Source organism: Priestia sp. P5 (genome assembly GCF_029522155.1).
GTDB lineage: Bacteria > Bacillota > Bacilli > Bacillales > Bacillaceae_H > Priestia > Priestia megaterium_E.
In genome coordinates this window covers 520,829-544,873 of the sequence record NZ_JAKWFJ010000001.1, presented here as the reverse complement: position 1 = coordinate 544,873, position 24,045 = coordinate 520,829, and the positions used below count along the sequence as shown (strand labels likewise).

26 protein-coding genes and 1 riboswitch are annotated in these 24,045 nt (G+C 37.8%); of the genes, 3 read left to right on the top strand and 23 right to left on the bottom strand.

What is annotated here, in order from left to right; translation table 11 throughout:
- Positions 1 to 14 precede the first annotated feature (14 nt).
- Complete coding sequence (gene der, locus MMB69_RS02830; RefSeq protein WP_014458340.1) at positions 15 to 1,325, bottom strand: ribosome biogenesis GTPase Der; 1,311 nt, start codon at positions 1,323 to 1,325, stop codon at positions 15 to 17.
- Positions 1,326 to 1,622: 297 nt separating this feature from the next.
- Positions 1,623 to 2,228 carry a YphA family membrane protein gene (locus MMB69_RS02825; protein ID WP_277447126.1) on the bottom strand — a complete coding sequence of 202 codons (606 nt, stop codon included), beginning with the start codon at positions 2,226 to 2,228 and terminating at the stop codon, positions 1,623 to 1,625.
- A 120-nt stretch (positions 2,229 to 2,348) separates the two neighbouring features.
- Between MMB69_RS02825 and MMB69_RS02820 the strand changes: the two genes are divergently transcribed.
- On the top strand, positions 2,349 to 2,486 hold the full coding sequence (locus MMB69_RS02820; protein WP_016765475.1) for a YpzI family protein: 138 nt from the start codon (positions 2,349 to 2,351) through the stop codon (positions 2,484 to 2,486).
- Between the two features lie 30 nt (positions 2,487 to 2,516).
- Here the strand turns inward: MMB69_RS02820 and MMB69_RS02815 are convergent, their stop codons facing one another.
- The 10 genes from MMB69_RS02815 to prsW all read right to left on the bottom strand — a co-directional run bounded on the left by MMB69_RS02815 (position 2,517) and on the right by prsW (position 11,858).
- Entirely contained in the window at positions 2,517 to 3,731 is a 1,215-nt protein-coding gene (locus MMB69_RS02815) for an MFS transporter (RefSeq protein ID WP_221812643.1), read from the bottom strand.
- Between the two features lie 176 nt (positions 3,732 to 3,907).
- Positions 3,908 to 4,960, bottom strand: coding sequence for a type 2 isopentenyl-diphosphate Delta-isomerase (gene fni / locus MMB69_RS02810; protein WP_277447124.1), 1,053 nt, complete (start codon positions 4,958 to 4,960; stop codon positions 3,908 to 3,910).
- A 16-nt stretch (positions 4,961 to 4,976) separates the two neighbouring features.
- Entirely contained in the window at positions 4,977 to 6,113 is a 1,137-nt protein-coding gene (gene rpsA / locus MMB69_RS02805; protein ID WP_028410732.1) for a 30S ribosomal protein S1, read from the bottom strand.
- A 162-nt stretch (positions 6,114 to 6,275) separates the two neighbouring features.
- Complete coding sequence (locus MMB69_RS02800) at positions 6,276 to 6,863, bottom strand: lysophospholipid acyltransferase family protein (protein ID WP_034276893.1); 588 nt, start codon at positions 6,861 to 6,863, stop codon at positions 6,276 to 6,278.
- The gene (gene cmk, locus MMB69_RS02795; RefSeq protein WP_277447122.1) at positions 6,860 to 7,534 is read right to left on the bottom strand and encodes a (d)CMP kinase; all 675 of its coding nucleotides are present in this window, start codon (positions 7,532 to 7,534) and stop codon (positions 6,860 to 6,862) included. The genes MMB69_RS02800 and cmk overlap by 4 nt, the downstream gene beginning before the upstream one ends.
- Before the next feature lie 162 nt (positions 7,535 to 7,696).
- Entirely contained in the window at positions 7,697 to 7,873 is a 177-nt protein-coding gene (locus MMB69_RS02790; protein WP_013059030.1) for a YpfB family protein, read from the bottom strand.
- A gap of 68 nt (positions 7,874 to 7,941) precedes the next feature.
- On the bottom strand, positions 7,942 to 8,607 hold the full coding sequence (locus MMB69_RS02785; RefSeq protein ID WP_277447121.1) for a flagellar brake protein: 666 nt from the start codon (positions 8,605 to 8,607) through the stop codon (positions 7,942 to 7,944).
- 154 nt (positions 8,608 to 8,761) lie between these two features.
- Positions 8,762 to 10,111 (bottom strand): germination protein YpeB, encoded by a 1,350-nt coding sequence (gene ypeB / locus MMB69_RS02780; protein WP_014458333.1) that lies wholly within the window; start codon positions 10,109 to 10,111, stop codon positions 8,762 to 8,764.
- 17 nt (positions 10,112 to 10,128) lie between these two features.
- Complete coding sequence (gene sleB, locus MMB69_RS02775; protein WP_277447120.1) at positions 10,129 to 11,061, bottom strand: spore cortex-lytic enzyme; 933 nt, start codon at positions 11,059 to 11,061, stop codon at positions 10,129 to 10,131.
- 146 nt (positions 11,062 to 11,207) lie between these two features.
- Entirely contained in the window at positions 11,208 to 11,858 is a 651-nt protein-coding gene (prsW, locus tag MMB69_RS02770; RefSeq protein ID WP_116073497.1) for a glutamic-type intramembrane protease PrsW, read from the bottom strand.
- 197 nt (positions 11,859 to 12,055) lie between these two features.
- Between prsW and MMB69_RS02765 the strand changes: the two genes are divergently transcribed.
- Positions 12,056 to 13,027 carry an asparaginase gene (locus MMB69_RS02765; protein ID WP_028410726.1) on the top strand — a complete coding sequence of 324 codons (972 nt, stop codon included), beginning with the start codon at positions 12,056 to 12,058 and terminating at the stop codon, positions 13,025 to 13,027.
- A gap of 19 nt (positions 13,028 to 13,046) precedes the next feature.
- Here MMB69_RS02765 and MMB69_RS02760 read toward each other — a convergent pair whose 3' ends face one another.
- From MMB69_RS02760 to MMB69_RS02715, 10 genes are all read right to left on the bottom strand, one after another.
- Positions 13,047 to 14,018 (bottom strand): YpdA family putative bacillithiol disulfide reductase, encoded by a 972-nt coding sequence (locus MMB69_RS02760; RefSeq protein WP_221784516.1) that lies wholly within the window; start codon positions 14,016 to 14,018, stop codon positions 13,047 to 13,049.
- Between the two features lie 124 nt (positions 14,019 to 14,142).
- Complete coding sequence (locus tag MMB69_RS02755; RefSeq protein WP_370506064.1) at positions 14,143 to 15,408, bottom strand: Glu/Leu/Phe/Val family dehydrogenase; 1,266 nt, start codon at positions 15,406 to 15,408, stop codon at positions 14,143 to 14,145.
- A gap of 357 nt (positions 15,409 to 15,765) precedes the next feature.
- Entirely contained in the window at positions 15,766 to 16,368 is a 603-nt protein-coding gene (locus MMB69_RS02750; RefSeq protein WP_221784517.1) for a genetic competence negative regulator, read from the bottom strand.
- A gap of 127 nt (positions 16,369 to 16,495) precedes the next feature.
- A complete protein-coding gene (locus tag MMB69_RS02745; RefSeq protein WP_277447116.1) occupies positions 16,496 to 17,407 on the bottom strand; it encodes a MerR family transcriptional regulator in 912 nt (303 codons plus the stop codon).
- 107 nt (positions 17,408 to 17,514) lie between these two features.
- On the bottom strand, positions 17,515 to 18,282 hold the full coding sequence (locus MMB69_RS02740; RefSeq protein ID WP_277447115.1) for a metallophosphoesterase: 768 nt from the start codon (positions 18,280 to 18,282) through the stop codon (positions 17,515 to 17,517).
- A gap of 20 nt (positions 18,283 to 18,302) precedes the next feature.
- A complete protein-coding gene (locus MMB69_RS02735; protein WP_277447114.1) occupies positions 18,303 to 18,677 on the bottom strand; it encodes a hypothetical protein in 375 nt (124 codons plus the stop codon).
- A gap of 54 nt (positions 18,678 to 18,731) precedes the next feature.
- Positions 18,732 to 19,184 (bottom strand): DUF2663 family protein, encoded by a 453-nt coding sequence (locus MMB69_RS02730; RefSeq protein ID WP_277447113.1) that lies wholly within the window; start codon positions 19,182 to 19,184, stop codon positions 18,732 to 18,734.
- Between the two features lie 91 nt (positions 19,185 to 19,275).
- Positions 19,276 to 19,881 (bottom strand): CPBP family intramembrane glutamic endopeptidase, encoded by a 606-nt coding sequence (locus MMB69_RS02725; RefSeq protein WP_277447112.1) that lies wholly within the window; start codon positions 19,879 to 19,881, stop codon positions 19,276 to 19,278.
- Complete coding sequence (locus MMB69_RS02720) at positions 19,881 to 21,398, bottom strand: RecQ family ATP-dependent DNA helicase (RefSeq protein ID WP_277447111.1); 1,518 nt, start codon at positions 21,396 to 21,398, stop codon at positions 19,881 to 19,883. The genes MMB69_RS02725 and MMB69_RS02720 overlap by 1 nt, the downstream gene beginning before the upstream one ends.
- A 23-nt stretch (positions 21,399 to 21,421) precedes the next feature.
- A complete protein-coding gene (locus tag MMB69_RS02715; RefSeq protein ID WP_277447110.1) occupies positions 21,422 to 22,471 on the bottom strand; it encodes a YpbB family protein in 1,050 nt (349 codons plus the stop codon).
- Positions 22,472 to 22,728: 257 nt separating this feature from the next.
- Between MMB69_RS02715 and MMB69_RS02710 the strand changes: the two genes are divergently transcribed.
- The gene (locus MMB69_RS02710; protein WP_013059046.1) at positions 22,729 to 22,977 is read left to right on the top strand and encodes a ferredoxin; all 249 of its coding nucleotides are present in this window, start codon (positions 22,729 to 22,731) and stop codon (positions 22,975 to 22,977) included.
- 78 nt (positions 22,978 to 23,055) lie between these two features.
- Here the strand turns inward: MMB69_RS02710 and MMB69_RS02705 are convergent, their stop codons facing one another.
- A complete protein-coding gene (locus MMB69_RS02705) occupies positions 23,056 to 23,631 on the bottom strand; it encodes an ECF transporter S component (RefSeq protein ID WP_013059047.1) in 576 nt (191 codons plus the stop codon).
- 154 nt (positions 23,632 to 23,785) lie between these two features.
- Positions 23,786 to 23,928, bottom strand: a riboswitch (FMN riboswitch).
- Positions 23,929 to 24,045 lie beyond the last annotated feature (117 nt).

Sequence of the window (24,045 nt, the reverse complement as noted above, 5' to 3'; positions counted from 1 at the left end):
GATCACATCCTCTGTTATTTTCTTGGTCTTGCAATAATTTTAATTGGAGTTCCTTCGAATCCAAAAGCTTCACGAAGCTTATTTTCTAAGAAACGCTTATATGAAAAATGCATTAGCTCAGGATCATTTACAAACACAACAAAAGTTGGCGGCTTGATCGCTACTTGAGTTGTGTAATAGATTTTTAAGCGGTTGCCGTTGTGAGTAGGCGTAGGGTTCATTGCTACTGCATCCATAATCACATCATTTAAGATGCTTGTTTCTACACGCACCGCATGGCTTTCGCTTGCAAGATCAATCATTGGCAATAGCGTGTGCGTACGTTTTTTCGTTTTAGCTGAAAGGAATACAATTGGAGCATATGTTAAGAACTGAAAATGCTCACGTATATTTTCTTCAAATTTTTTCATTGTTTTTTCATCTTTTTCTACTGTATCCCATTTGTTCACAACGATGACAACAGCTTTTCCAGCTTCTTGTGCATAACCAGCAATTTTCTTATCTTGTTCAATAATACCTTCTTCAGCATTTAATACAATTAAGACAACATCTGAGCGTTCAATTGCCTTTAATGCGCGCAGTACGCTGTATTTTTCAGTACTCTCGTACACTTTTCCACGTTTTCTCATTCCAGCTGTATCAATAACAACATATTCTTGATCTTCTTTTGTAAACTTTGTATCAATGGCATCGCGTGTCGTGCCGGCAAGATCACTGACAATAACACGGTCTTCACCTAGAAGAGCATTAACTAATGAAGATTTTCCTACGTTAGGACGACCAATCAATGAAAATTTAATGACTTCTTCTCCGTAATCTTCGTCTTTTTCTTTTGGAAAGTGCTTAGCTGCCTCGTCTAGCAGGTCACCTAAACCTAAACCATGCGTTCCTGAGATTGGGAACGGTTCTCCATATCCTAGTGCGTAGAAATCATAGATTAATTCTCTCATTTCAGGATTATCTACTTTATTAACAGCTAGGACAACGGGCTTTTTGGATTTGTATAAAATTTTCGCCACTTCTTCATCAGCTGCAGTAATTCCATCGCGTCCATTCACTAGAAAAATGATTACGTCCGCTTCATCAATTGCAATTTCTGCCTGCTGTTTGATCTGTTCTAAAAATGGCTCATCTCCAATATCAATACCGCCAGTATCAATAATGTTAAAATCCAAATTCAGCCACTCACCTGAACTATAGATACGATCACGAGTTACACCCGGAATATCTTCTACAATAGATACTCGCTCTCCTACAATTCGGTTGAAAATTGTTGATTTTCCTACGTTGGGACGACCAACAATCGCAATAATTGGTTTTGGCATACGATTCTTCCCTTTCCTTGATCTTTTTTATGTATCGGCAACCAGTCTTTAATCGACTAAAGGTATTTATCTACATGTACAAATAAATAAGATCATTCGTTTTTCAAAAATTGAGGCCATGCAGCGTGGCATGACCTCTACTAATCGATCATAAGCGATAAAGCAGGCTTTTTATCAGCTCTATTTTACACCAAGCTGATTAACTGCCTATCCGCTGAATAAGCATTACTCTTTCAATCAAACAATTTTATCAAAAATCACCGGTAACAACAATATAATTTTACGAAATCTCTTCTTCTATTTGTAAGTACTTTGCTTTTGCCTGTGAGACTTCAGCACGTACAAATCTAAATAAGCAGAGAAATAAACCAGCATCTCCCAAATAAAAATAGCTCCTACTGCTGTTGCTAAAACGTCGAGTGTCCGAAGAGACCCTACTTCATAAGATGCAATATCTCGAATGACAACTGCGTATAAAAAATCTCCTCCAACTACACCTAAAATGATCGCTGCGAATCTTTTTTCAGCATCTTTAATCACCATAAAGCAAATATATAAGATAAGTCCAGTCAAAATCCACTTACGATCAATAAAAATCCACACAGGATCATAGAGCTCAAGTAAACAAAAACCAGCATAGGCAATTATTATAATGCCGCATACAATAACATAATATAACTGCTGAAACCTGCTGTAGCCTGAAGCATAAATACACGCTACCCCCACTAAAAACAAAGCGGTGTAGCTACATGAAAACTGAGCCATATGCATGTTCATTCCGCTTAAGAGTATACTGATTAATATAATGGCTGCTACCTTCCAACGCCTAGGTGTTTTGGGCATAAGAAAAGTCGCAACAATCCATCCCATCCACGAAAGCCAATAAAAGAAAATTCCGTCCACTGAATATGGCACCTCCTCTACCTGTCATCAGTATGTATCAATTTTGGAAAACTTAATCGGAGTTTTAGAATAGAACTCCTTATTTTGGACAACCTATCAGAAAAAAGGAGGGAATATAAAATGGGAAAAGATCGTCAAGAGAAAAAATTAAAGGAATCAAAACGAGTTGAATCTGACCGTGATCAAGGACTTCACTATCCGGGAGCGACCAGCTTGCAAAGTCCTGAAGAAGCGCGCGAGTTAAATGATCATAAATAAAAAAATGCGCTGACTAAGTCAGCGCATTTTTTATTTTAAAACTGGATGTGAAACAGGATAGGAACGTTCTTTCTTTCCTGTAAACAAAAAGAGAACTCCTCCCACTAACAATAGTGCTCCTGACAAATAAAATCCAAATTCCATACTTCCAAGTTTATCTGCAAAATATCCCGTAATGTAAGGTGCAAAGATCGATGACAGCATGCCGCTGAAGTTGAAAAAACCGTACACTTTAGAGTACATGGACGATGGAGTAATATCCGCCATATACGAAATCAAAATCGGATCTAATGCTAATTTCCCTATCAGACCGTACACAATTAAGCCGATTAATAGCCAAGAATAACTCTCTGTATAGGGAATAAAAAATTGACATAAAGCGCCCGCTACTGACAAACTCACAATTAATGCTTTTTTATTTGCAATTCGATCAGATATATATCCAAAGAAGATTGCTCCTGGAATAGACGCCCACGGTACTAAAGATGCTATGATGCCTGTTTGAGACCCTTCTAAGCCGCGCGAGTGCTGCAAATAATAAGGAAGCCACGTCAGCATCCCAAAAAATCCGTAAAGAGAGCAGAAGATTAAAATGTATACGAAAATATGATTTTTTGTAAATAATACTTTTAGCGACTGCTTGGTTTCTTTATTTGGCGAATTTTTTTCTTGATCTCTTTGCTTATCTTTTACAAAGAAAGCTATTAAAATAGCTATTACTATAGTCGGAATAGCAAATAAGTAAAAAGTAAACTGCCAGTTTTTTTCTAACGTATATGTAATGTATGTAGAACCGATAAAACCAAGCGATATACCAAAAGCCATTCCACTATTGATGAGCGCAGACACTAGACCTCGGTATCGTTCGGACGTGATGCTTGAAGAAATTCCGTATTGTGAACCATAATACGTTCCTTCTCCAAGTCCTGTCAGCGCCCGCATGAGTAAGAACATACCGAAAGTAGTTGTAAGTCCTGTAAAAAATGTGGCAACTCCAAACAAGATGTATCCAGCCACTAAGATTTTAACGCGACCAAATCGATCTGCCAAAAAACCCGTTGGAATTTGCATAGCTGCATACGCTGCAAAAAATACGGTAGACATTAGCCCAAGTTCAGCTTTATTAAGGTCCCACTGCGCACCGATATCTCCCATAACTGGAGATAAAATATTACGATCTGCATACATGAAAACCCACCCTAAAAAGAAAAGAAAAATTGTAAATATAGGATGTCCTTTTTTCATTACGCCACCTCTTTTTTCTGATTTTTCTGTTTATTTAACTTATTATAAGTGGCTAACGTTTGGGATTTCATGCTTTTTGTCACTTCTTCTGCCAACATTTTTTGTTTTTTTAAATAAAAACGCGAGCATTCATCTTCTAAAGAAATAAAAAAGCATGCAGTTAACTGCATGCTTTTTTATGATCTGTTATTAAATGTTTCTATAGATACATTTCGCTGAGTCAGCCAGCTATGGGTATCCCCTGTAATAACTAGAGGCATTTGCTGAAGCTTAGCAATAGAAGTTGCTCCTAACGCAGCCATGATAAACGTTAACTCCTCATGCAGCTCGGCTATCTCTTCTACAACTGCTTCTAAACCAGACTTCATTAAAATGGATAAAAAATATCCTGCCATTCCCGTTGCAGAAGCTCCTAACGCAATAGACTTAGCAATATCCATAGAGGTTTGAATACCTCCTGAACCAATAATGGACATACCTTCTACGTGCTGAGATACTTCCGCTAAAGAAGCTGCTGTGGAAATTCCCCAATCATTAAAGAAGTGAAAATGTTTTGCTCGTCTTTCATTTTCGATTTTCGAAAAATTGGTACCGCCGTACCCACCAATATCAACGATTTTAACACCAACATCTTTAAGTTTTTGCACTGCTTGAGCGCTCATCCCAAAACCTACTTCTTTGACAATTACAGGAACGGTTACTTCCCGGACAATGCGTTCAATACGACGTAATGCATCGGTAAAATCACGGTCTCCCTCTGGCATGACCAGTTCTTGTATAACATTTAAATGAATTTGAAGTCCATTTGCTTCAAGCATATCAACCGCTTTTTTAGCTTGTTCCACTGTAGCTTCACTGCCTAAGTTGGCAAAAATAATTCCGTTAGGGTTTTCTTGACGCACTACTCTGTATGATTGTTCTTCCTCTTCATCTTTAATCGCAGCCATCTGCGATCCAACGGCCATTGCTAATTGACCATGATGAGCAATTTGCGCAAACGAACGGTTAATCCGTTCCGTTTCTTGTCCGCCTCCACCCGTCATAGCATTTATAAAAATTGGCGAACTTAACAAAAGTTCGCCAATTTTTGTATCAATATGAACATCGTGCACGCCTGTATTTGGTAAGCTATTATGAACGAAGCGAATATCATCTAGCCCGTGCAGCCGGTGCTGTCCCGTTTGAATCGCATGATGAATGTGATCAATTTTACGTTTTGCTCTGCTCACAAATCATCACCATTACTTATCTTAATTTTTTTAATTGATCCCCAATCATATCACCTAATTGGAAACCTTTTGACTCTTCTTGTAATTCATAGTCACCATAATCTTCTTGTTCTTCTTCCTCAAGATCACGAATGCTTAACGAAACGCGTCGTTCTTGTTCATTCACATCAAGTACTTTTACCGTCACTTTTTCACCTTCAGAAAGTACTTCATGCGGTGTCCCGATATGCTTATGTGAAATTTGAGAAATGTGTACAAGTCCTTCTACTCCAGGTAGAACTTCCACAAAAGCTCCAAAAGATACAAGTCTTTTAACAGTTCCATCTACTACATCACCTTGGCGAAGCTTCGTAGAAATGTTGGACCATGGACCTTCTAACGTATCTTTAATAGATAATGAAACACGACCCGTTGATTTGTCAACAGATAATACTTTGACTTTCACAGTATCTCCCTCAGCTACTACGTCTGAAGGCTTTTCTACACGCGTATGTGAAAGCTGAGAGATATGCACTAGCCCATCTACTCCGCCTACATCTACAAACGCACCAAAGTCTGTTAAGCGCTGAACGGTTCCTTCTAAAACCTGACCTTCTTTTAATGACTCAAGAACATTTTCTTTTTGTTGTACAAGCTCTTCTTCTACAACTGCACGATGCGAAAGGATCACGCGATTTTTTTCTTTATCTAATTCCACTACTTTGACTGTAAGAGTTTGATCTTGATATTCTGCGAAATCATCAACGAAATGAGTTTCAACAAGAGAAGCTGGAATGAACCCTCTTACACCAATATCTACTACTAATCCGCCTTTGACAATTTCTTTGACTACCGCTTCAAACACTTCACCTGAAGAAAGTTTTGCTTCTAAACCGTCCCATGCTTTTTCAGCATCTACAGCCCGTTTAGATAACACAAGCACATCGTCTTCCACTTTAATTACTTTCGCTTCGACTTCGGCACCTTCTTGGATTACATCGCCTGCTTTTTCAATATGTAAGCTCGCTAATTCACTAATCGGAATAATACCGTCTAGTTTGCTGTTAGGCACATCTACATACACTTGCTTTTCTTCTACTTTTGTAATAGTACCTTTTACTGTTTCCCCTACTTCTAATGACGTTACCTCTACTTGATTCATATCTTCTGTCATCGTCTTTTCCTCCTCCAATATCCATCTACAATATGTATTCCCTTGTAAGAGTTCTTCACTCTTTTAGCTCATCATTATTGTATATAGCTCTGTATAGAAAAAACTCTCTTTGTTACTAACTTCTAATAAATAGAATCTTTTGTCAAGTCATAAGGTTACAAACTATTGATATTTTTCAATTAATTCACCAATGCTTTTCATAATAACTTCGGTTACTTCCTCGGCTGATGCCTTTCGTTCACGAAGTTCATCCATCTGAATTGGCGGTCCGTACACTACTTTTAACCTTGCAAAACGCTTATATGGACCAATAACAGCGCAAGGCACAACAGCTGCTTTTGAACGCAAAGCAAAAAAGCCTACTCCAGCCATCCCTTTTCCTAATTTCCCATCTTTACTTCTTGTTCCTTCGGGAAATAATCCAAGCACTTTTCCTTCTTTTAAAATCTTTAACCCTTGGCGCAAAGCTTCACGATCTGCCATCCCGCGCTTTACAGGGAATGTTTCTAACTTTGGCAGAACCGTCTTTAGAAAAGGTGCTTTAAACAGCTCTGCTTTTGCCATAAACGAAATAGGCCTTGGACATGTCACACCTACAGTAGGCGGATCTAAGTTGTCAATATGATTTGAACAAAGCAAAACTCCGCCTTCTGAAGGGATATTTTCTGCACCGATTACCTCATAACGATAAACTGGTGTTAAAATGCCTTTTACAATGGCACGTGCAAACATATAAAAGCTCAAAATCATCCAATCCTTTCTTTTGTAATAGAAAGTATTTTTTCTACAACTCCTTCAATCGATAAGGAAGTTGTATCGATTTCAATTGCATCTTCAGCTTGTTTAAGAGGTGCTACTTCGCGCTCAGAATCCAGCTTGTCTCTGCGGGCAATTTCTTCTTTTAAACGCTCTAAATTTGATTCAAAACCTTTTTTTATGTTTTCATCATGGCGTCGCTGTGCTCTTTCATCCACAGACGCTAATAAAAAGATTTTAACTTCTGCCTGAGGAAGCACGTGTGTACCGATATCACGTCCATCCATTACAACGCCTCCATCTTTAGCAAGGCCCTGCTGTCTCGCTACCATCTCTTCGCGAACTGCACGATGTTTCGCGACGATGGATACAGAGTTAGTTACTTCTGCGGAACGAATTTCACTTGTAACATTCTGTCCATTTAAGATGACTACCTGCCCAGATTCAGACGGTTTTAAATCGATTACTGTTTCATTAAGCAAATGCAATAGCTCTTCTTCATTTTGCAAATCCACCTGGTTTTTCTGCGCTTGATACGTTAGAGCACGATACATCGCTCCTGTATCAACATAAATATATGATAAGGTTTCTGCTATAATCTTTGCCACTGTACTTTTCCCAGCAGCTGCAGGACCGTCAATCGCGATTGAAATTTGTTTTTCCATAAGTGCCTCCCTTAATTTCAAAACAGGAACAAACCACTTTCATCTTTTATACAATGAGCCATTTTATATGAAACGTTTATAAACGAAAAAAAGAGCAGGGGGTCTTCTCCTGCCTGGTGTTCACTGCATGTTTCTTTCCTAGTTATTCTACCATACGTCCGACTACTGGTCGAATGTTTCAATAATTTTATTAAAATTATTTTTGCTAACTCCCTCATACTGAATGACCTTTGAGAAATATGTACTGTGACTGCTAGATAGTAAAATACATTGGGCAATTATTAAAAACACAAATTGAATAACCACTAATTTAATTAAAATTCGTTCTATTCGATTCATCTTTTTCTCCTTTTGTAAGAAGTAATACCTTTGCTTACAGTTTAGGAAAGAGAAGTTTTTTTTATACGCTAAAGAAGACCTTTTCTCCTTAGGTCGAGCTGACGCTTTAAGGTATAACGAATCATCATTTCTTTCGTTTGTTTTTCCATGTCCATAAATTTAATAGATAGCTGACCTACTTTACAGGAAGTCGGGGCGGTAATTCGTACAACTTCCCCTTTTAATTCAAGATGCTGCAAAGTTCCCTCACGATTAGGAAGACCTAATCGTACAACAACGGAATCTTTCTCATTAAAAAGCAGCGAATGATGGAAGGAGCCGGCTACTCCACCTGCACTGATGTTTTTAGTCATGATTTCCATTACGGCCTGCTGTTCTTGTTCACTTTCTATCACCGCTTTCACTGTAAGCGGCACACGGAAAAAATTTCTTCTTTGGATGGATTTTAACTTTTTATCGCCCGGGTAAAAGAGTTTTACAACAGGCATGCCTTTTATTTCGCGTCCTGTTACTTCAGTTGGAAAGGTATATACATTTTGATTATATCCAATAAACGTAGCCAGCAATTTTGTACCTTTTAGTAAAAAAGCACTTCGCTGCGTTTCTTCATTTAGCGGATAGCTAATATAAATCACGTCTTCCGTAAACTCAACTACCTTACATCGATACGTTTGTTGTAAGGTAGACTCTCTGTGCCCGCTCTCTAACGTCAACCTCATTCCCGCTTTTATCATCTTCTCTCTCCTTCAGTTCCACTATGTACACTTTTTCCCTTTATTTAAACATAGTCAAATATATTTATTTTGTAAATAAAAATTAGTCATTTAGACTCAAAAAAACTTATACAATACAAAAAAACCGGTGTCTATAGACACCGGTTTCTCAGCTTTATACTTCATTATATAAAGGTTCTGAGTTTTGCAGTTTTTCGACTTTCTCTTCAAAACCCGTATCGGCATTGATAAAAATACGATACGTATCATTTTTAATTGTCCCTAAAAACTCATAGCATAGCACTTCTTCGTTTAAATCATTTGTAATAATTGCCAAGCGGTCTTCCATCACTTTTACATTCGAGTTTAGCTTGGTTTTTGCCTGTTCTTTCGAAATTTTAGGTTTTGGAATATCTCTTGTACGATGTTTTAATAAGAAGTCTTTAGCTGAGAAGCCAATCACAGATCCATCTTCTAAAGACATTTTCATTTTAACTGAATCCGGATAAATCCGAACTCCACTTTCCGTTTGCTCTACGAATGTAAAGACTCCCATGTTATCGTATTGAGCGCTTTCAGCCATCACTAGGCTTTCAAAACGATGATCTTTTAAAAACTTAGTCGCTTTGTTCATAGCATCGTTTAAACTAATATTTTGTTTTTTAATATCTCGATCTTCGAGCACCCAAAGCGGGTATCCACCTTTTTGGGTAATATCCATATACGTCTCTTGTTTAGTCTTTGGATCTGTAATGGTTAAGCTGTACACCTCATAATCGGCATCTTTTCCGCTCTTTACAATATGAATTTGTTCATTTCCTTTTAAATTCAAAAACGAACGCGCCACTTGTTTGGCAACATCTTCACTAACTTCTCTACCTTTTAATTGATGAAAAGCGTTTTTTTCCTGTTCATTCGTTGCATTCATAACGCCTAAATCTGTTTCGGCAAAAGAATCCATACTTTTTTCAACGGTTTTTAATCCGTCGATAATCGTATTGTCCCCTTGCTTTTCTTTTGTCGCTAAGGCTAACTCAACATCCATCCAGCGCAAGTTATTATCAATGACTAGATGCTGTACTTGGCGCATTTCATTTTGAATTTCTCCTGACTGATCATAAAGCGAATTTAACGTTTTATACTCTTTATCTGTTAAGGGGGATTTGCTTAAATCCCTTACCGCCACTTTGTACGTAAAGTCCCCAACATCTGAAAGAAACTCTTCTGTTTTATTGAACGGTAAAAGCGATAAAGGTAGCTGTCCTACATTGTTATGAGCTTCAGAAGTTAAACGCCATACTTCTGCAAGCGCGGGCGAAAGCTGATCTCTCGAGCTCATAGCGAGCGTGCCACCGATTTTATCATTTAATAAATCTAGCTGATATGACAAATCATGAAATGCTCGTTGATACGTATTCTCCGCTTGAAGCAGCACAGCATCTTTTTCTTGATGTTCGCTGTACCCCCAATATCCTACACCTACAACACCAATAGCTAATAATACAATTAAAATTGTTCGAATCATGTTTCCTTCACCTCTCTTTATCGACAGAAAATGTGTTTCCCAATTTGCTTAATTTGAGGACGTGACCAAATCCATGCGCTTGTTGCTGTATCCGGATTAAAGTAATAAATAGCATTCCCAGTAGGATCCCATCCGTTAATCGCATCCATAACCGCTTTTTTAGATGTTGGATTGGGTTCAAGCCAAATTTGCCCATCTGCTACGGCAGTAAATGCACGCGGTTCAAAAATAACTCCAGCGACTGTATTTGGAAATGACGGACTGTTGACTCGGTTCAAAATAACGGCCGCTACGGCTACTTGACCATTATATGGTTCACCCCGTGCTTCACCATGCACGGCATTTGCCATGAGCTGAATATCATTTTGTGAAAAACCGCTCGGTACATTCACCGCTGTTGGCTTTTGTGCTTTTTCTTTCTGTTGTTCAGAATTTCCTTTAGGCGTATTACGCTGCGGCTGACTGGCAGGTTTTTTTGCTTGAGAAGATCCGCTTTGTGCTTTTTGCTGGCCATTGTTCCCGCTGCTTTTTCCACTGCTGCTTCTTCCTTTAGACTGCTGATCAAGAGGCTGACCGCCATAGTGCGTAAACTTATTTCCTTTTCTAATTTGATTTTTCACATAGTTTTCGTGATATTTTGTTGCGTTGGCTAACTTAATCTTGGTTTGCCAGCCTGCTAAACCGTCAATCTTTTTAATGCCAAATTCATATTGAAAATTGCGCAGTGCCCAGTATGTGCTCCATCCAAATACACCGTCAATTTTCCCGTTATAATAACCTAAATACTGAAGTCTCGACTGCAGCTCAATAACGTCGTCTCCAACTGCTCCGTGTTGAATGACTTGATTTGAAAACGCGTGAGCGGCCTTTGGACTCACCACGGACGCTGCAATAAATGAACATATGCATATGAGACATGCATACTTTTTAAAACATCGAAATGATAACATGACAAAACCTCCTACATCGTATGTAACTGATAAGATGATAGGAGTATTTTTTGTAAAGGTTGTTTTTTTATACAAGATGCGTAAAATTTACCGAAATGAAAAAAACTCAGCTCGTAAATCTCTCAAAAAAGATTTACAAGCTGAGCCTAGACAATCGATGGCTGTTTGGCCTTTTTTACTTTTCTTAATGCCAGCCACCATAAATAAATCATAAATGGAATAATAATAAATACCCAATGATCCATTGTTTTTAAAATATAATCATATGTTCCATGTAAAATGAGCGGCGCAAATACGGAGTACAGCGTCCACTTCGTTTTTTCCTTTCCTTCAGAAAACTTTGCTTTCCCTAAATAATACCCCATAATGACGCCGAATAAAGCATGACTAGATACGGGTAAAAAGGCTCTTCCTAGCGCTGATTCTAAACCATTTGCAAATAAATATAAAATATTTTCAACGGTAGCAAAACCTAATGAAACAGCTGCTCCGTAAACAATTCCATCATAATGCTCATCAAATTCCACATGCTGATAAATCGTGAAATATAAAATGAACCATTTGAAAAATTCTTCTAAAAAGCTTGTCGTAAAAAATGCTTCAAGAAAAGGTGATTGAAAAACGTGTTCTTCACCAAATACATATTGAATAAACATAATTGGCAAAACAAGCATTGCTCCAAAAATAAATGTTTTTAATACCATTGAAATAGGCTCAGTTTCATATTCATCTTTCAAATAAAAAAAACTTAACAATGCCAATCCTGGCGCAATGCCTGCAGATACAATCGCCAACATAAATAGCGCCTCATCTCCTCTATTTTTTTAATAGTAACATGTTATCTTTAGGATGAAAATCTCCATATATAATGTCCTTATCTTTATATGTAAATGCTCACATAACTTGCTGTCGATTTACAAAGCCTAACAAAGACCTTAAACAAGTATACCAAAAAATGTATCATACTTATATGAAAAATTGAAAGGAGCTCTCTATGAAAACTGTTTATATTCTTCACACCGGCGGCACAATCTCTATGAAAGAAGACATGGCAACTGGATCAGTAACACCAGATATTCAAAACCCGCTTCACCGCTCAACATCATCTGTTTCAGGTATGGCCAATGTAATCGTAGAAGAAGCATTTCATCTGCCTTCTCCTCACATTACTCCTAAGGAAATGCTTATACTTTCAAAAAAAATACGCGATAAAATTAATGAAGGCAAAATTGATGCAGTCGTGTTAACTCACGGTACGGACACGCTGGAAGAAACCGCTTATTTTTTAGATTTAACAGTGCATACAGATATTCCAATTGTCTTAACTGGAGCCATGAGATCAAGCAATGAAATTGGTTCAGACGGTCCTTATAATTTTATATCTGCGGTTCGGGTGGCTATTAGTGACGGGGCAAAAGGAAAAGGTGTCTTAGTTGTGATGAACGATGAAATTCATACCGCTGAAAATGTGACCAAGACCCACACGAGCAACGTGGCGACATTTCAAAGTCCTCAGTACGGGCCAATAGGATTAATCACAAAACGCGGCGTATCTTTTCACCACATGCCTACAGAACATGAATTTTATCCTGTTAATCAGATAGATAAACAAATCACTTTATTAAAAGCTTATGCAGGAATGGACGACCATTTATTTCAAGCAGTGGCTTCAATGAATGTTGATGGACTTGTAATTGAAGCCCTCGGTCAAGGAAATCTACCTCCTCTCACAATTCCAGGAATTCAATTGCTTTTGAAGCGAAAGATACCCATCGTGCTCGTTTCTCGCTGTTTTAATGGAATTGCTCAAGATGTATATGGATATGAAGGTGGTGGCAAGCAGTTGAAAGAGATGGGCGTTATTTTTTCAAATGGCTTAAATGGTCCTAAAGCACGCATTAAACTGTTAGTTGCTCTCCAAGTAACAACGAATCATGATGAGCTGCAGCAGCTATTTAATCATTAGTAAAACAACGCATAGAAGCCTATGCGTTGTTTTTGTTGATAATATGAGAAGCAATAGATTTTCCATGAAAACGTCCATTTTCGATAAAAATCTCATTAGCATTGTTTCCTGCAGCAATCACACCAGCGATATAAATTCCTTCCACGTTTGTTTCCATCGTCTCTTCGTTAAAAGAAGGGCGGCCTGTTTCAGTATCTAATTCCACACCCATTTTTGTTAAGAACGAATGATCAGGATGATAGCCAGTCATCGCAAAAACGAAATCGTTACTAATCGTAGATTCTTTCCCTTCCTGCTCATACGTTACCGTTTCATCCGTTATTTTCGTTACATGAGCATTAAAATGCATCCCAATTGTTCCATTTCGAACCAGCGCCTCAAATTCAGGCAATATCCAAGGTTTTACGCTAGGGGAGTAATCTGAGCCACGATAAATAACCGTCACCCTTGCATCACACTTCACCAATTCCAGAGCTGCATCGACGCTAGAGTTTTTTCCGCCTATAACGACTACATCTTTATCAAAGTACGGATGCGCTTCTTTGAAATAATGAAATACCTTTGATAAATCTTCACCAGGAACATTCATATAATTAGGATGATCGTAATAGCCCGTAGCTATAATGACATTCTCCGCTTCATACGTCTCTTTAGATGTTGTGACAATAAATTGGTTTTCCGCTTGTTTGTCTACTTGCAAGACACGTTCAAACGGCTGAATTCGAACTTGCTTGCGCTTCACCACTTCTCGGTAGTAAGCAAGAGCTTGGTTGCGCACAGGCTTACGATTTTCCGTAATAAAAGGGACATCCCCGATTTCCAGTTTTTCACTCGAACTAAAAAACGTTTGGTGGGTCGGATAGTTATAAATTGCATTCACGATATTTCCTTTTTCAATTACAAGGGCATCAATACCTGTATGTTGAAGCTCAATAGCTGCTGAAAGGCCGCATGGTCCTCCGCCAACAATAATTACTTTTTCTTTCTTCATGCCTGTCACTCCTTCAGTTGTAAACGCACCTTTTTTTTATTTTAACGCAGTGTAAAACAAAAAAATCTCCTCATTAATGATAGGAGATTTTTTCTATTTACGCAATTGTTCTGCTGTTCTGTTTTTAAATCCAGCCTCTGAAACGAGAGCCTTCCGCCATTTTTCTTACGCCTATCATATAAGCAGCTAGACGCATGTCGACTTTTCGAGTTGTAGAGGTTTCGTAGATGTTATTAAATGATTTAACCATTACTTTTTCAAGCTTTTCTTCTACTTCTTCTTCCGTCCAATAATAACCTTGGTTATTTTGCACCCATTCAAAATAAGAGACTGTTACACCGCCGGCACTTGCCAAAACGTCTGGAACTAATAAAATTCCTCTCTCTGACAAGATGCGCGTTGCTTCAAGAGTTGTTGGTCCATTTGCTGCTTCTACTACAATACTCGCTTGAATGTTATGGGCATTTTCTTCTGTAATTTGATTTTCAATCGCAGCTGGAACTAGGATGTCGCAGTCAAGTTCAAGCAGCTCTTTATTGCTGATTGTATTATTGAATAATTTCGTTACTGTACCAAAGCTATCGCGTCGATCTAATAAATAATCAATGTCTAAACCGTTAGGATCATGCAGCGCTCCGTACGCATCGGATATCCCTACAATTTTAGCGCCAGCGTCGTGCATGAACTTAGCTAAAAAGCTTCCTGCATTTCCAAACCCTTGTACTACTACCCGTGCACCTTGTAATTCAATGCCTCGTTTTTTCGCTGCTTCACGAATACAAATAGTTACTCCTTTTGCAGTCGCTGTTTCACGGCCGTGTGAACCACCTAAGACAAGGGGCTTTCCAGTAATAAAGCCCGGTGAGTTAAATTCATCAATCCGGCTGTATTCATCCATCATCCAAGCCATAATTTGTGAATTTGTAAACACATCCGGCGCTGGAATATCCTTTGTTGGTCCAACAATTTGGCTAATCGCACGAACATATCCGCGGCTTAAACGCTCTAATTCTCCAAAAGACATATTTCGAGGATCACAAACAATTCCACCTTTTCCTCCACCGTAAGGAAGGTCAACGATTCCACATTTTAAACTCATCCATATAGATAGAGCTTTTACTTCTTTTTCAGTTACGTTTGGGTGAAAACGAATTCCGCCTTTCGTAGGACCAACTGCATCGTTATGCTGCGCTCGGTGACCTGTAAAAATCTTAACTGATCCGTCATCCATACGAACAGGAATTTTTACTGTCATCATTCGTAATGGCTCTTTTAATAGTTCATACACTTCATCAGGATAGCCTAGTTTTTCTAACGCTTTATGTATCACTGTTTGTGTAGATTTTAAAACATCATGCTTCTCTTCTTGACTATTTTTACTGTCTTGCATCTTGTCGGCTACCATCTGTAAACCTCCTAAAATGTATCGAAAATTATTCGTTTTTAATTGAATGGTGCTTCTTTCATGACATAGTATACACCCTTAGTTTTACATTGCAAAGGAAAATATCGAACTTTTAGTATTTTTTGTGTTCTTCTAAGAAAACGCTTCCAATAACTTTACAAGGTATGCTACAATGTTTTAAGTCTGCCTCTTTTCTAGTATGCTTTAATCGTCTAAAAAAAATAAAAAACACCCGGTGATAAAGAGCACTTTCAACAACTTTGTACAAGCTGAAAGTGCAGCCACTCTTATTTTAATAAAAGTGCTTTATCCTTCACGGGTGTAATTATTTCAATTAAACAGTTAAGAAAAGACAGAGTTGATATACTCCAAAGCTCTCTTTTCTACTAACATTTTTCCATATTCATTTACGCGGTGCTTTGTAATTGTAGAGGGATTTCCATACTCCGCCAAAACCGCAATCATATTCCCAACTTCAGCCGGTGACAGCATGTGATAATCCAACAGCACGTAAAAACGTTTTTCAAATGAAAAGAGCACGCTATCCGTATCGTAAAAGTTTGACATGCGTTTGGTCAGCTGAATGACATCTTCAAATGAATCAAACTCAAAAAACATGTCTTCGCTTTCATCTAGCATGACCTGCATTTCAATGAAGTCCTCGAACTCGTCTTCATCGAACTCACCGTAGCTGGTTTCTTCTTCATACTGCTTCGTCACAAATACAACCATTCCCTGTGCTTGAAGTGAAAAAACTTCTACCGAAAGAGAATTTGTAGGTTCAAAGTTCAGTTCTTGAGAAGCTTGCTCTATCATCTCACGAAAAAGCTGTTTTACTTTGAATGTATCTGTCCATAGATCGTCTTTTGTTAACCCTCTTTCTTTTAAATCATCGTAGGTCAAAAAAACTTTTAGCTTATTATAGTTTAATCGTTCAAGCCTCATTAGCGTCCCTCCCCGCTTGCACTCATAACCACATGGTTCGATAATGCAGTATATGTATTTTTTGGAAAACGGTTCGTGATGTTTACTTACGAGTTTACAGGTTTATGATAGGAAAGACAAGCTATTCTCAATCAATTTCTGCTAATTTTTTTGTTAGCCAGCTGTTCCACTCTTCTTTTGTATTTCCTAAAATAAACGGCTGAGCCTCGCCTTTTCTTTTGCTATCTAAACCATCAAACACATAACCGCCTAATCCTACTTTGAGATGCGGGAACTTCTTTATCATTTGGTTCGTCAAATTTAGTGTTTTCTCGGCATTTTCCATCATTGTGCATGACATAAATAAAAACGTTGGGTCTACTTCTTTAATAATTAACTCAACATCTTTATCTTCAATGCTGCTTCCTAAATAAATAACCTCAAACCCTTTACGGCGTAAAAATAGCGTAAAGACTAGGAGTCCCACTTCATGTGTCTCATTAGGCCCGCACACAGCAATCGCTTTAGGCAATAAGCCATTTGAAGGCAGCGAATAAAAAATCATGCTGATACGCGTTTTTAATACTTGAGTCGTATAATGCTCATGAGCACTTGTAATTTGCCCTTTTTCCCACATATCTCCAACCGTCACGAGTAGAGAACCCAAAATATCAATAACCACTTTTTCTACCGAATACAGGCTAAAAGCATGATTAATTAAATCCTGTGCTTTTCCTTCTTCAAAAGATAAAAGCATCGTTAACAGCTCATCCCTAATTTTTTGAGGGGAATCTACTTCTCCTTCTTCTTCAAACGTTCCTACTGTACTGCTTTCCGTTTCTAATAATGAAACCGCTTGACTTATAGTAAAACCTCCGCTCACTTTTTCCGTGAGCCATTTTAATTTCCGCAAGTCTTCCTCTGTATATAACCGATGCCCGGATTCATTACGGACAGGATTTAAAATTTGATAGCGTCGTTCCCATGCACGCAAAGTTCCCGGCTGGATTCCGACCATATTTGAGATGGCTTTAATATTATACTTCCCTTCGTGAGCCATACGTAACCTCCAACTACTCTTCGTGAACTGTATCTATTAATTGAATTATAGGATAAGTTATCCTGTGTGTAAAATTTGTATATGCTATGTAAAGAGTTTGTTCAAGGCTATTCTTTCCTTTTTAAAGTGATATAATGCGTTTGAGCTCTAGCTTGTAAACGGAGAGGCAAAGAGGTTGTACCATATCCGTTACTGACAAAAAGAGGAATTTTTCTTTTTTCTTTCAGCCCTCCTAATTCATACATACCAAAATTAAATAAGCGTATCTGTCCTCCGTGTGTATGTCCACTCAAAATTAAATCTACTTTTGATTCTTCATCTACATAATAGATAACATCAGGATTGTGGCTTAGAAGAATAGTAAGCTGTTCAGGTTCAATGGAAGAAACAGCTCTCTTTAGATTCATCTGACCTTCTGATAAATCATCTACCCCCGCAAAATGGCATGTAGTACCATCTTTAGAAACGGCAAAGACATGCTCGTTTTTAAGGGCAATAACTCCTTCATCTTTAAGCATCTGCTTCAATTGCATTTGACTTATTTCGTAATCATTATTTCCCCACACAAAATAGACAGGTCCTAGCGTTTTAAGTTTTTGAATATTTTGACGAGCCCGCAATAAAGGGACTCCTCCTTCTAGTAAATCACCGCCTATGATCACAAAATCTACTTCGCCCGGTATTTTTTCCAACAGCTTCGACGAAACTGTTCGCTTATGTATATCCGATATAAAAAACAGGCGCAAAGGCTGCTGATTTTCAGGAAATGCTGATAAATGAATCGTTCTTTCTTCGACATATGTACGATGGGCTTCTGAAAACATAAAAATCAGCAAGCCTATGCCTAACGCTAAAATCATTAAAAGAATAATCATATATTCTCCTTCTTTTCATTTTATACCCGATGTGTTTCCGTTAAAGAAGAAAGGGCATAAATTATCGCAATTGTTAACAAACCTACTACTTGATAAAGCGCAACTGCACTTAACGATAAAATTCCTATCACACATAGACATGAAACAAGGTATTCATGCCATTTTACCTTATAGCCTTTTAGAAACAACCGACTTTGCAGAAACACTTTACGAACTGCTGCCGACAGACAAAAAAGAGCGGTGAAAAATAAGATTATAACACTAAACACATCTAACGGATGTAAAATCATTTGAATAAGTAAATATGTTAACGAAGCTTTTGAACCTACAGCCGTTAAACTGCTGATATAATAACTGCACAACCACGCAGTGAGCAAGTTAAACCAATCCCTCACAAAAAAACCCCCTTCACTAAACTTCTATGTAAAAAGAGGCTTTTTCATGCGATTCTATTTGTTTTCATGATATAAATTAATTCCATAGGTTGACTGCATCCAACGGAACGTTTCTTTTCGGTGCTCCCATGTTTCAGGCGTCGCCCATAGCTCTTTGCTTCTTTTAATAATCTCACAGCGCAAATCTTGAAAAGTCTTTTCTGCTTTCTCACTTTTTTTCTGCAGCTGTACAGTATAAAAATAAAGCGAGACGGTAAGCAATAGAAACATCAAATGCCCCATGTTGCCTAACAAAAATGAAAAAAATTCGCTAAACGTCGTAAAAAAACCGCTTTGAAATATGAAAAAAAAGTAGCTAATAACAGCCGTTACACTGGCTAAAAACAAAAGCTTCCATTTTTTCTCTTTAGCTTTCAGCTTATTAACTGTCTCTTTTCTTTTAATAACGCTCGCTAATATATATTGAAGTGTTTCATCGCTTTCAAAGTCTGTCACCTTGTTTTCCATCATTCCACCCCCTCGTATGCTAGTACAACATATGAGGGAATATAAAAGATTATGTGGGTAGCACTGAAAATAATGGCTGTCTCCTTAACCTTTACTGCATTAGTTCTTCTCGCTGTGCAGATTTCCCTTTTGATTTTCTTATCTGCAGACCTAATAAAAAATCAATGAGAAAATGAGTAAAAATCGTGACGTACAAATTTTCAGTCCACCAAAAAAGTAACCCTATTAAAAAGCTTAAAAACACAACCGAAATAAAAAGAAACCACTTTTTTAAATATCGAATGTGAACGAGTGCAAATACGATACTCGCCCAAAACAGGCCAAACTGAACTTGTATAACCCCTCGAAATAATATTTCTTCTGAACATGCAACAATTAGGCAAATAAGGGCTAGATGAGGAACAGAACGATTAGCAAATAAACGTTCATTAATCCCTCCGTCATCGTATAAATGCTCAGGTACGCATTTCATTAGAAGTATATCTCCTCCTACTACCAAGAGAGCTGTGCCTCCCCCGTACAATACAATAGAAGACCCATCCATCTGAAAAAACTGCAAAAAGGAATTCCATGAATCGAATGTAAAAAAACCGATGCCTAAAGCAATGAAGCAGATAAGCAGCTGTGTTACATATAAATTTTTAACTAGCTCTGCATCTGTCATGGATGAAATAAGCTCTTGCTGTGATTTTGCCATTATATCTCTCCTTGACGAAGCAAACGGGCTAATTCTAATTCCCAGCCTTGAAAGGTCCATTGCTCTTGCTCACCATTTGTTTTTTTATAGTTTTCTAAATTCAAGCCGCAGCAATCGCAACAATTCTCAAGCTCTGATTTTCCCCGCTCATTGAAATAGCCAAGCAGCACGTGACGACGGCATTCTTTTGTCTCAATAAACCCCTTCATTGCACGATACTTGTCATGTTTGTTTCGAAGACGTTTATTTACAGCTGCAACAATCGTTTCATGCAGCGATTCAGGAATTCCCCTGGGTTCAACATGTTCATTTTTCACTACATTTTCTCTGTACAAATAATAACGAATAAATCGCCAATGTGTTTCTTGAATACCCACTGTATAAAGAAAGTGAGACTCTACTTGTTTTAAAGGAATGGCCTGATCATGGTTTCGTAAATACGACAAGCAGTATAAGATGATATCTGAAGAAGGAAGCTCAATTTCAAGTAAAGAATGAGCAAAATCATCGTCTCCTTCAGCATAAAGCAAGATCGCAATACTGTTTCGCTGATCGCGTCCACTTCTTCCAATTTCCTGTACATATGCTTCTAGCTGCGTAGGTGTATGAAAATGAATAACAAAGCGAACATTCGATTTGTTAACCCCCATTCCAAATGCACTCGTGCAGCAAATGATATCAAGCTGATTTTCTAAAAATTGCTGTTGAACAAGCATTCTTTCATTCGGTTCCATTCCCCCGTGGTAATACTGCACTCGCTGTATCCCATTTTCCTTTAGAAGCTGTGTTAATGCTTCTGTCCAAGATCGGCTGGAACAATAGATAATCCCTGGACTTTGCAGTTCACTAACGTACATCAGTAACTTCTCTTTTTTCTCTTCAATACTTGCAACAAAATCAACTTTCATCGCAATATTACTTCGATTCATGGAATAGATGTGCTCGTTGACAGCAGGCAGCGATAAGTAGCGCTTAATATCTTCCACTACTTCCCTAGTCGCAGTTCCCGTTAGTGCCAGACATATCGGACTGCCAAGTTCCTTCCATATATCCCCTAGCTGTAGATAATCCAAACGAAAATCATGTCCCCACTGAGAAATACAGTGCGCCTCGTCCACAACGAAAAGGCCTACCTTTGCCTGCTTTAATGCTTCTACTACAACAGCATTTTGCAAAATTTCAGGAGATGCATAAATAAAACGATAAAAAGCTAAATCTTTTAGCGCCCGTCGTTTTTCTTCTTGTTGTAGGAAACTGTTTAAAGCAATAACCCGTTTTTCTCCACTTGCCTTTAGTTGTTGAACTTGATCTTCCATCAGTGAAATTAAAGGAGATACAATCAGCACCGGTCGGTTCAACAAATAAGCTGGGAGCTGATAACACAATGATTTTCCTGTTCCTGTAGGAAGAACCGCTAACACATTATGACCTGTTAAAATATCTTGAATAATCTCTTTTTGTCCTAGGCGAAATTGGCTATAGCCAAATTGTTTCTGTAGGAGTTGTTCTATTTTCACATCAAACACCACTTTTTTTAGTATCAGGTAAAATGTTTTGCTAATACGAGACGAATCTGAAAATAGGTAACGTCGTCTTTTACTTCTTCTTTTATCACCTTTAATTTATTTGTACGCAAACCTTCAAAAGCTGAGATAATTTCTTCCTGCTGCTTAGGCGATACGTATGCATCGATTGAAAAAGATGGAACAAACAGAGCTAATTCTGCAATATGATCTTCAATTGTACTTTCTTTTAAACGCCTTATATAAGCAATCTCTTCAAGCGTCTTGCCTTTTTGAAGCCAGCTATACGTTTTTACCGTCGAGCTCGTCAAAGGCAATTCTAAATATAGATCACGTAAAAAAGAAGAAAGTACATGAAAGCTTTCATTATTTTTACTCACTTTTTCAATGATATGGTGAATAACCCCTAAAAGTTGAATATGAACATAATGCTCATCGAGTTCATATTGATATGCTAACTGATTTTTTGTAAAGCCTACTCTTTGGTATCCAGTCAGTTGCAAAACAAAAAGAGACGCGTCCCGTTCCGTACAATCTTTCAAGCACGTTCGGAGCTCTTTGAATAGCTCGGCGGCTAACTCTTGACGCGTTTGCTTTTGAGACATAATATACGTTTTGACCCATTGAATAACCTCAGGATTTTTGGAAATGGGTAAAAACCCTTTTTGAAAATACTGTAGGTTTGATAAGGTCTGAATGAACAAAGTGATTCTTGCTAAAAATAATTGAGTACTGCTTGCGAATTTCCATCCGTCTAAAGCTGGATGAAAGGGCCGAGCCGTCAGTTCATCTTCAAGGCTTGCTTGTCCCTTATCTGTCATCACATACTTTTGATTTTCAGTTTCTTCAATATACTGCTGTTCTTTTAAATATGCAACGCAGGCTTCAAAAGAACGTTTATCTAAGTAAACAAATGACTGAAAAAGAAACGAAATTCCGAAAATTTTTCCGTCTTGAATCGTTTGAGCTGACTTTTTACCTGTTAATAAATGATAAATACCATAGGCGGTTCGCTCACCTTTTAACTGTTTTATACAAAATAAAATGCTAACTTGAATATAATTCAAAGGTGTCAACTTCCTTTCTCATTCATTGTACCAAAAGTGACCAATAGCATGTGAGATAAAGGCTTTTTAGCTCTTTACTTTATGTATCAAAACGTTTGGGTAAGTGAAGAAACCTTGATTTGATAAGCATTCTCAGTGACTTTTCTATTGAAAAGTTTTATAAATCATTTTACAATGAATAAGGAGAAATTTCACTCTTGATTCGCGAAGAGATTATATAATGAGAAATTTTCGAACACTTTACAGGAGGTCTTGTTATGCCAAAATATACAATTGTTGATAAAGATACTTGCATCGCATGCGGCGCTTGCGGAGCAGCAGCACCAGACATTTATGATTATGATGATGAAGGTATTGCATTCGTAACATTAGATGATAACCAAGGTGTAGTAGAAATTCCAGAAGATCTAGAAGATGATATGATGGATGCAATGGAAGGCTGCCCTACGGATTCAATTCGCGTAGCGGATGAAAAATTCGAAGGCGATGCTAATAAATTCGAATAAGTATTGAGCAAACCTGTAGTGTACATGCTGCAGGTTTTTTTATATATAAAAATCGCTCTCCCCGGGAGAGCGATTGAATTAAACAGCAATGCGACGCGTGATCCATTGCTTCATTTTTGAAAACAATAAGACAAAGATAACTCCTGTTGCTGCTCCTTTTATTAAGTTAAACGGCAAAATACCTGCAACGATATATTGACGTGCTTGTTCACTAGACATTTCTGGCGATTGTAAGAAGATTGTATACGCTGGTAAGAAGACATAATAATTTAAGACAGCCATGAGTACCGTCATTACCACCGTACCCGTAACCAAACCTATCGTTACGCCTTTAGCTGTTTTAAATCGGTTGAACATGTATGATACAGGAAGAACGAACAGTAAACCAGCCACAAAGTTCGCCACTTGACCAACTGGAACCCCTGTAGCACTTCCTTGAATTAAATAATTCAATAAATTCTTTATTCCTTCTACTATAACAGCAGCCATCGGTCCAAATACAAGTGCTGCTACGAGTGCAGGAATTTCGCTAAAATCAATTGTTAAAAACGGAGGTAATCCAGGAATCGGAAAATTAATCATCATTAAAATATAAGCAATACTACTTAACATTCCTAGTACAACCAGCTTTTGAGTTTTCTTACTTTGTTGCATCTTGCCTCTCTCCTTCTTTGTGATCCACTCTTCAAAGAAGAAAGGTTCAACTTTATATCCCCACGCAAAAACCTCCCAACAAATGATTCGTTGAGAGGAGACATGGCAGGCATATTTAATAAACGTTCATCACATTAGGTTTTGAACGCTGAACCTCCACCTTCTCCCATCCAGACTGTACTGTCGGCTTTGGAATTTCACCAAATCTGCTCGTATGTATTACATATAAGCTCGCGGGCTCAAAACAATTTGTTTTTTACCGCCGGTCGGGAATTTCACCCTGCCCCGAAGATAGACCAATATTTAATTATGAATTTATTATATGTTATCTCGAATTAAAAGTAAATAAAGAAGTTTTTTAATTCCTATTAAATTGATGTATTTTATAAACTTCATTACTGTTTTATATGTAAA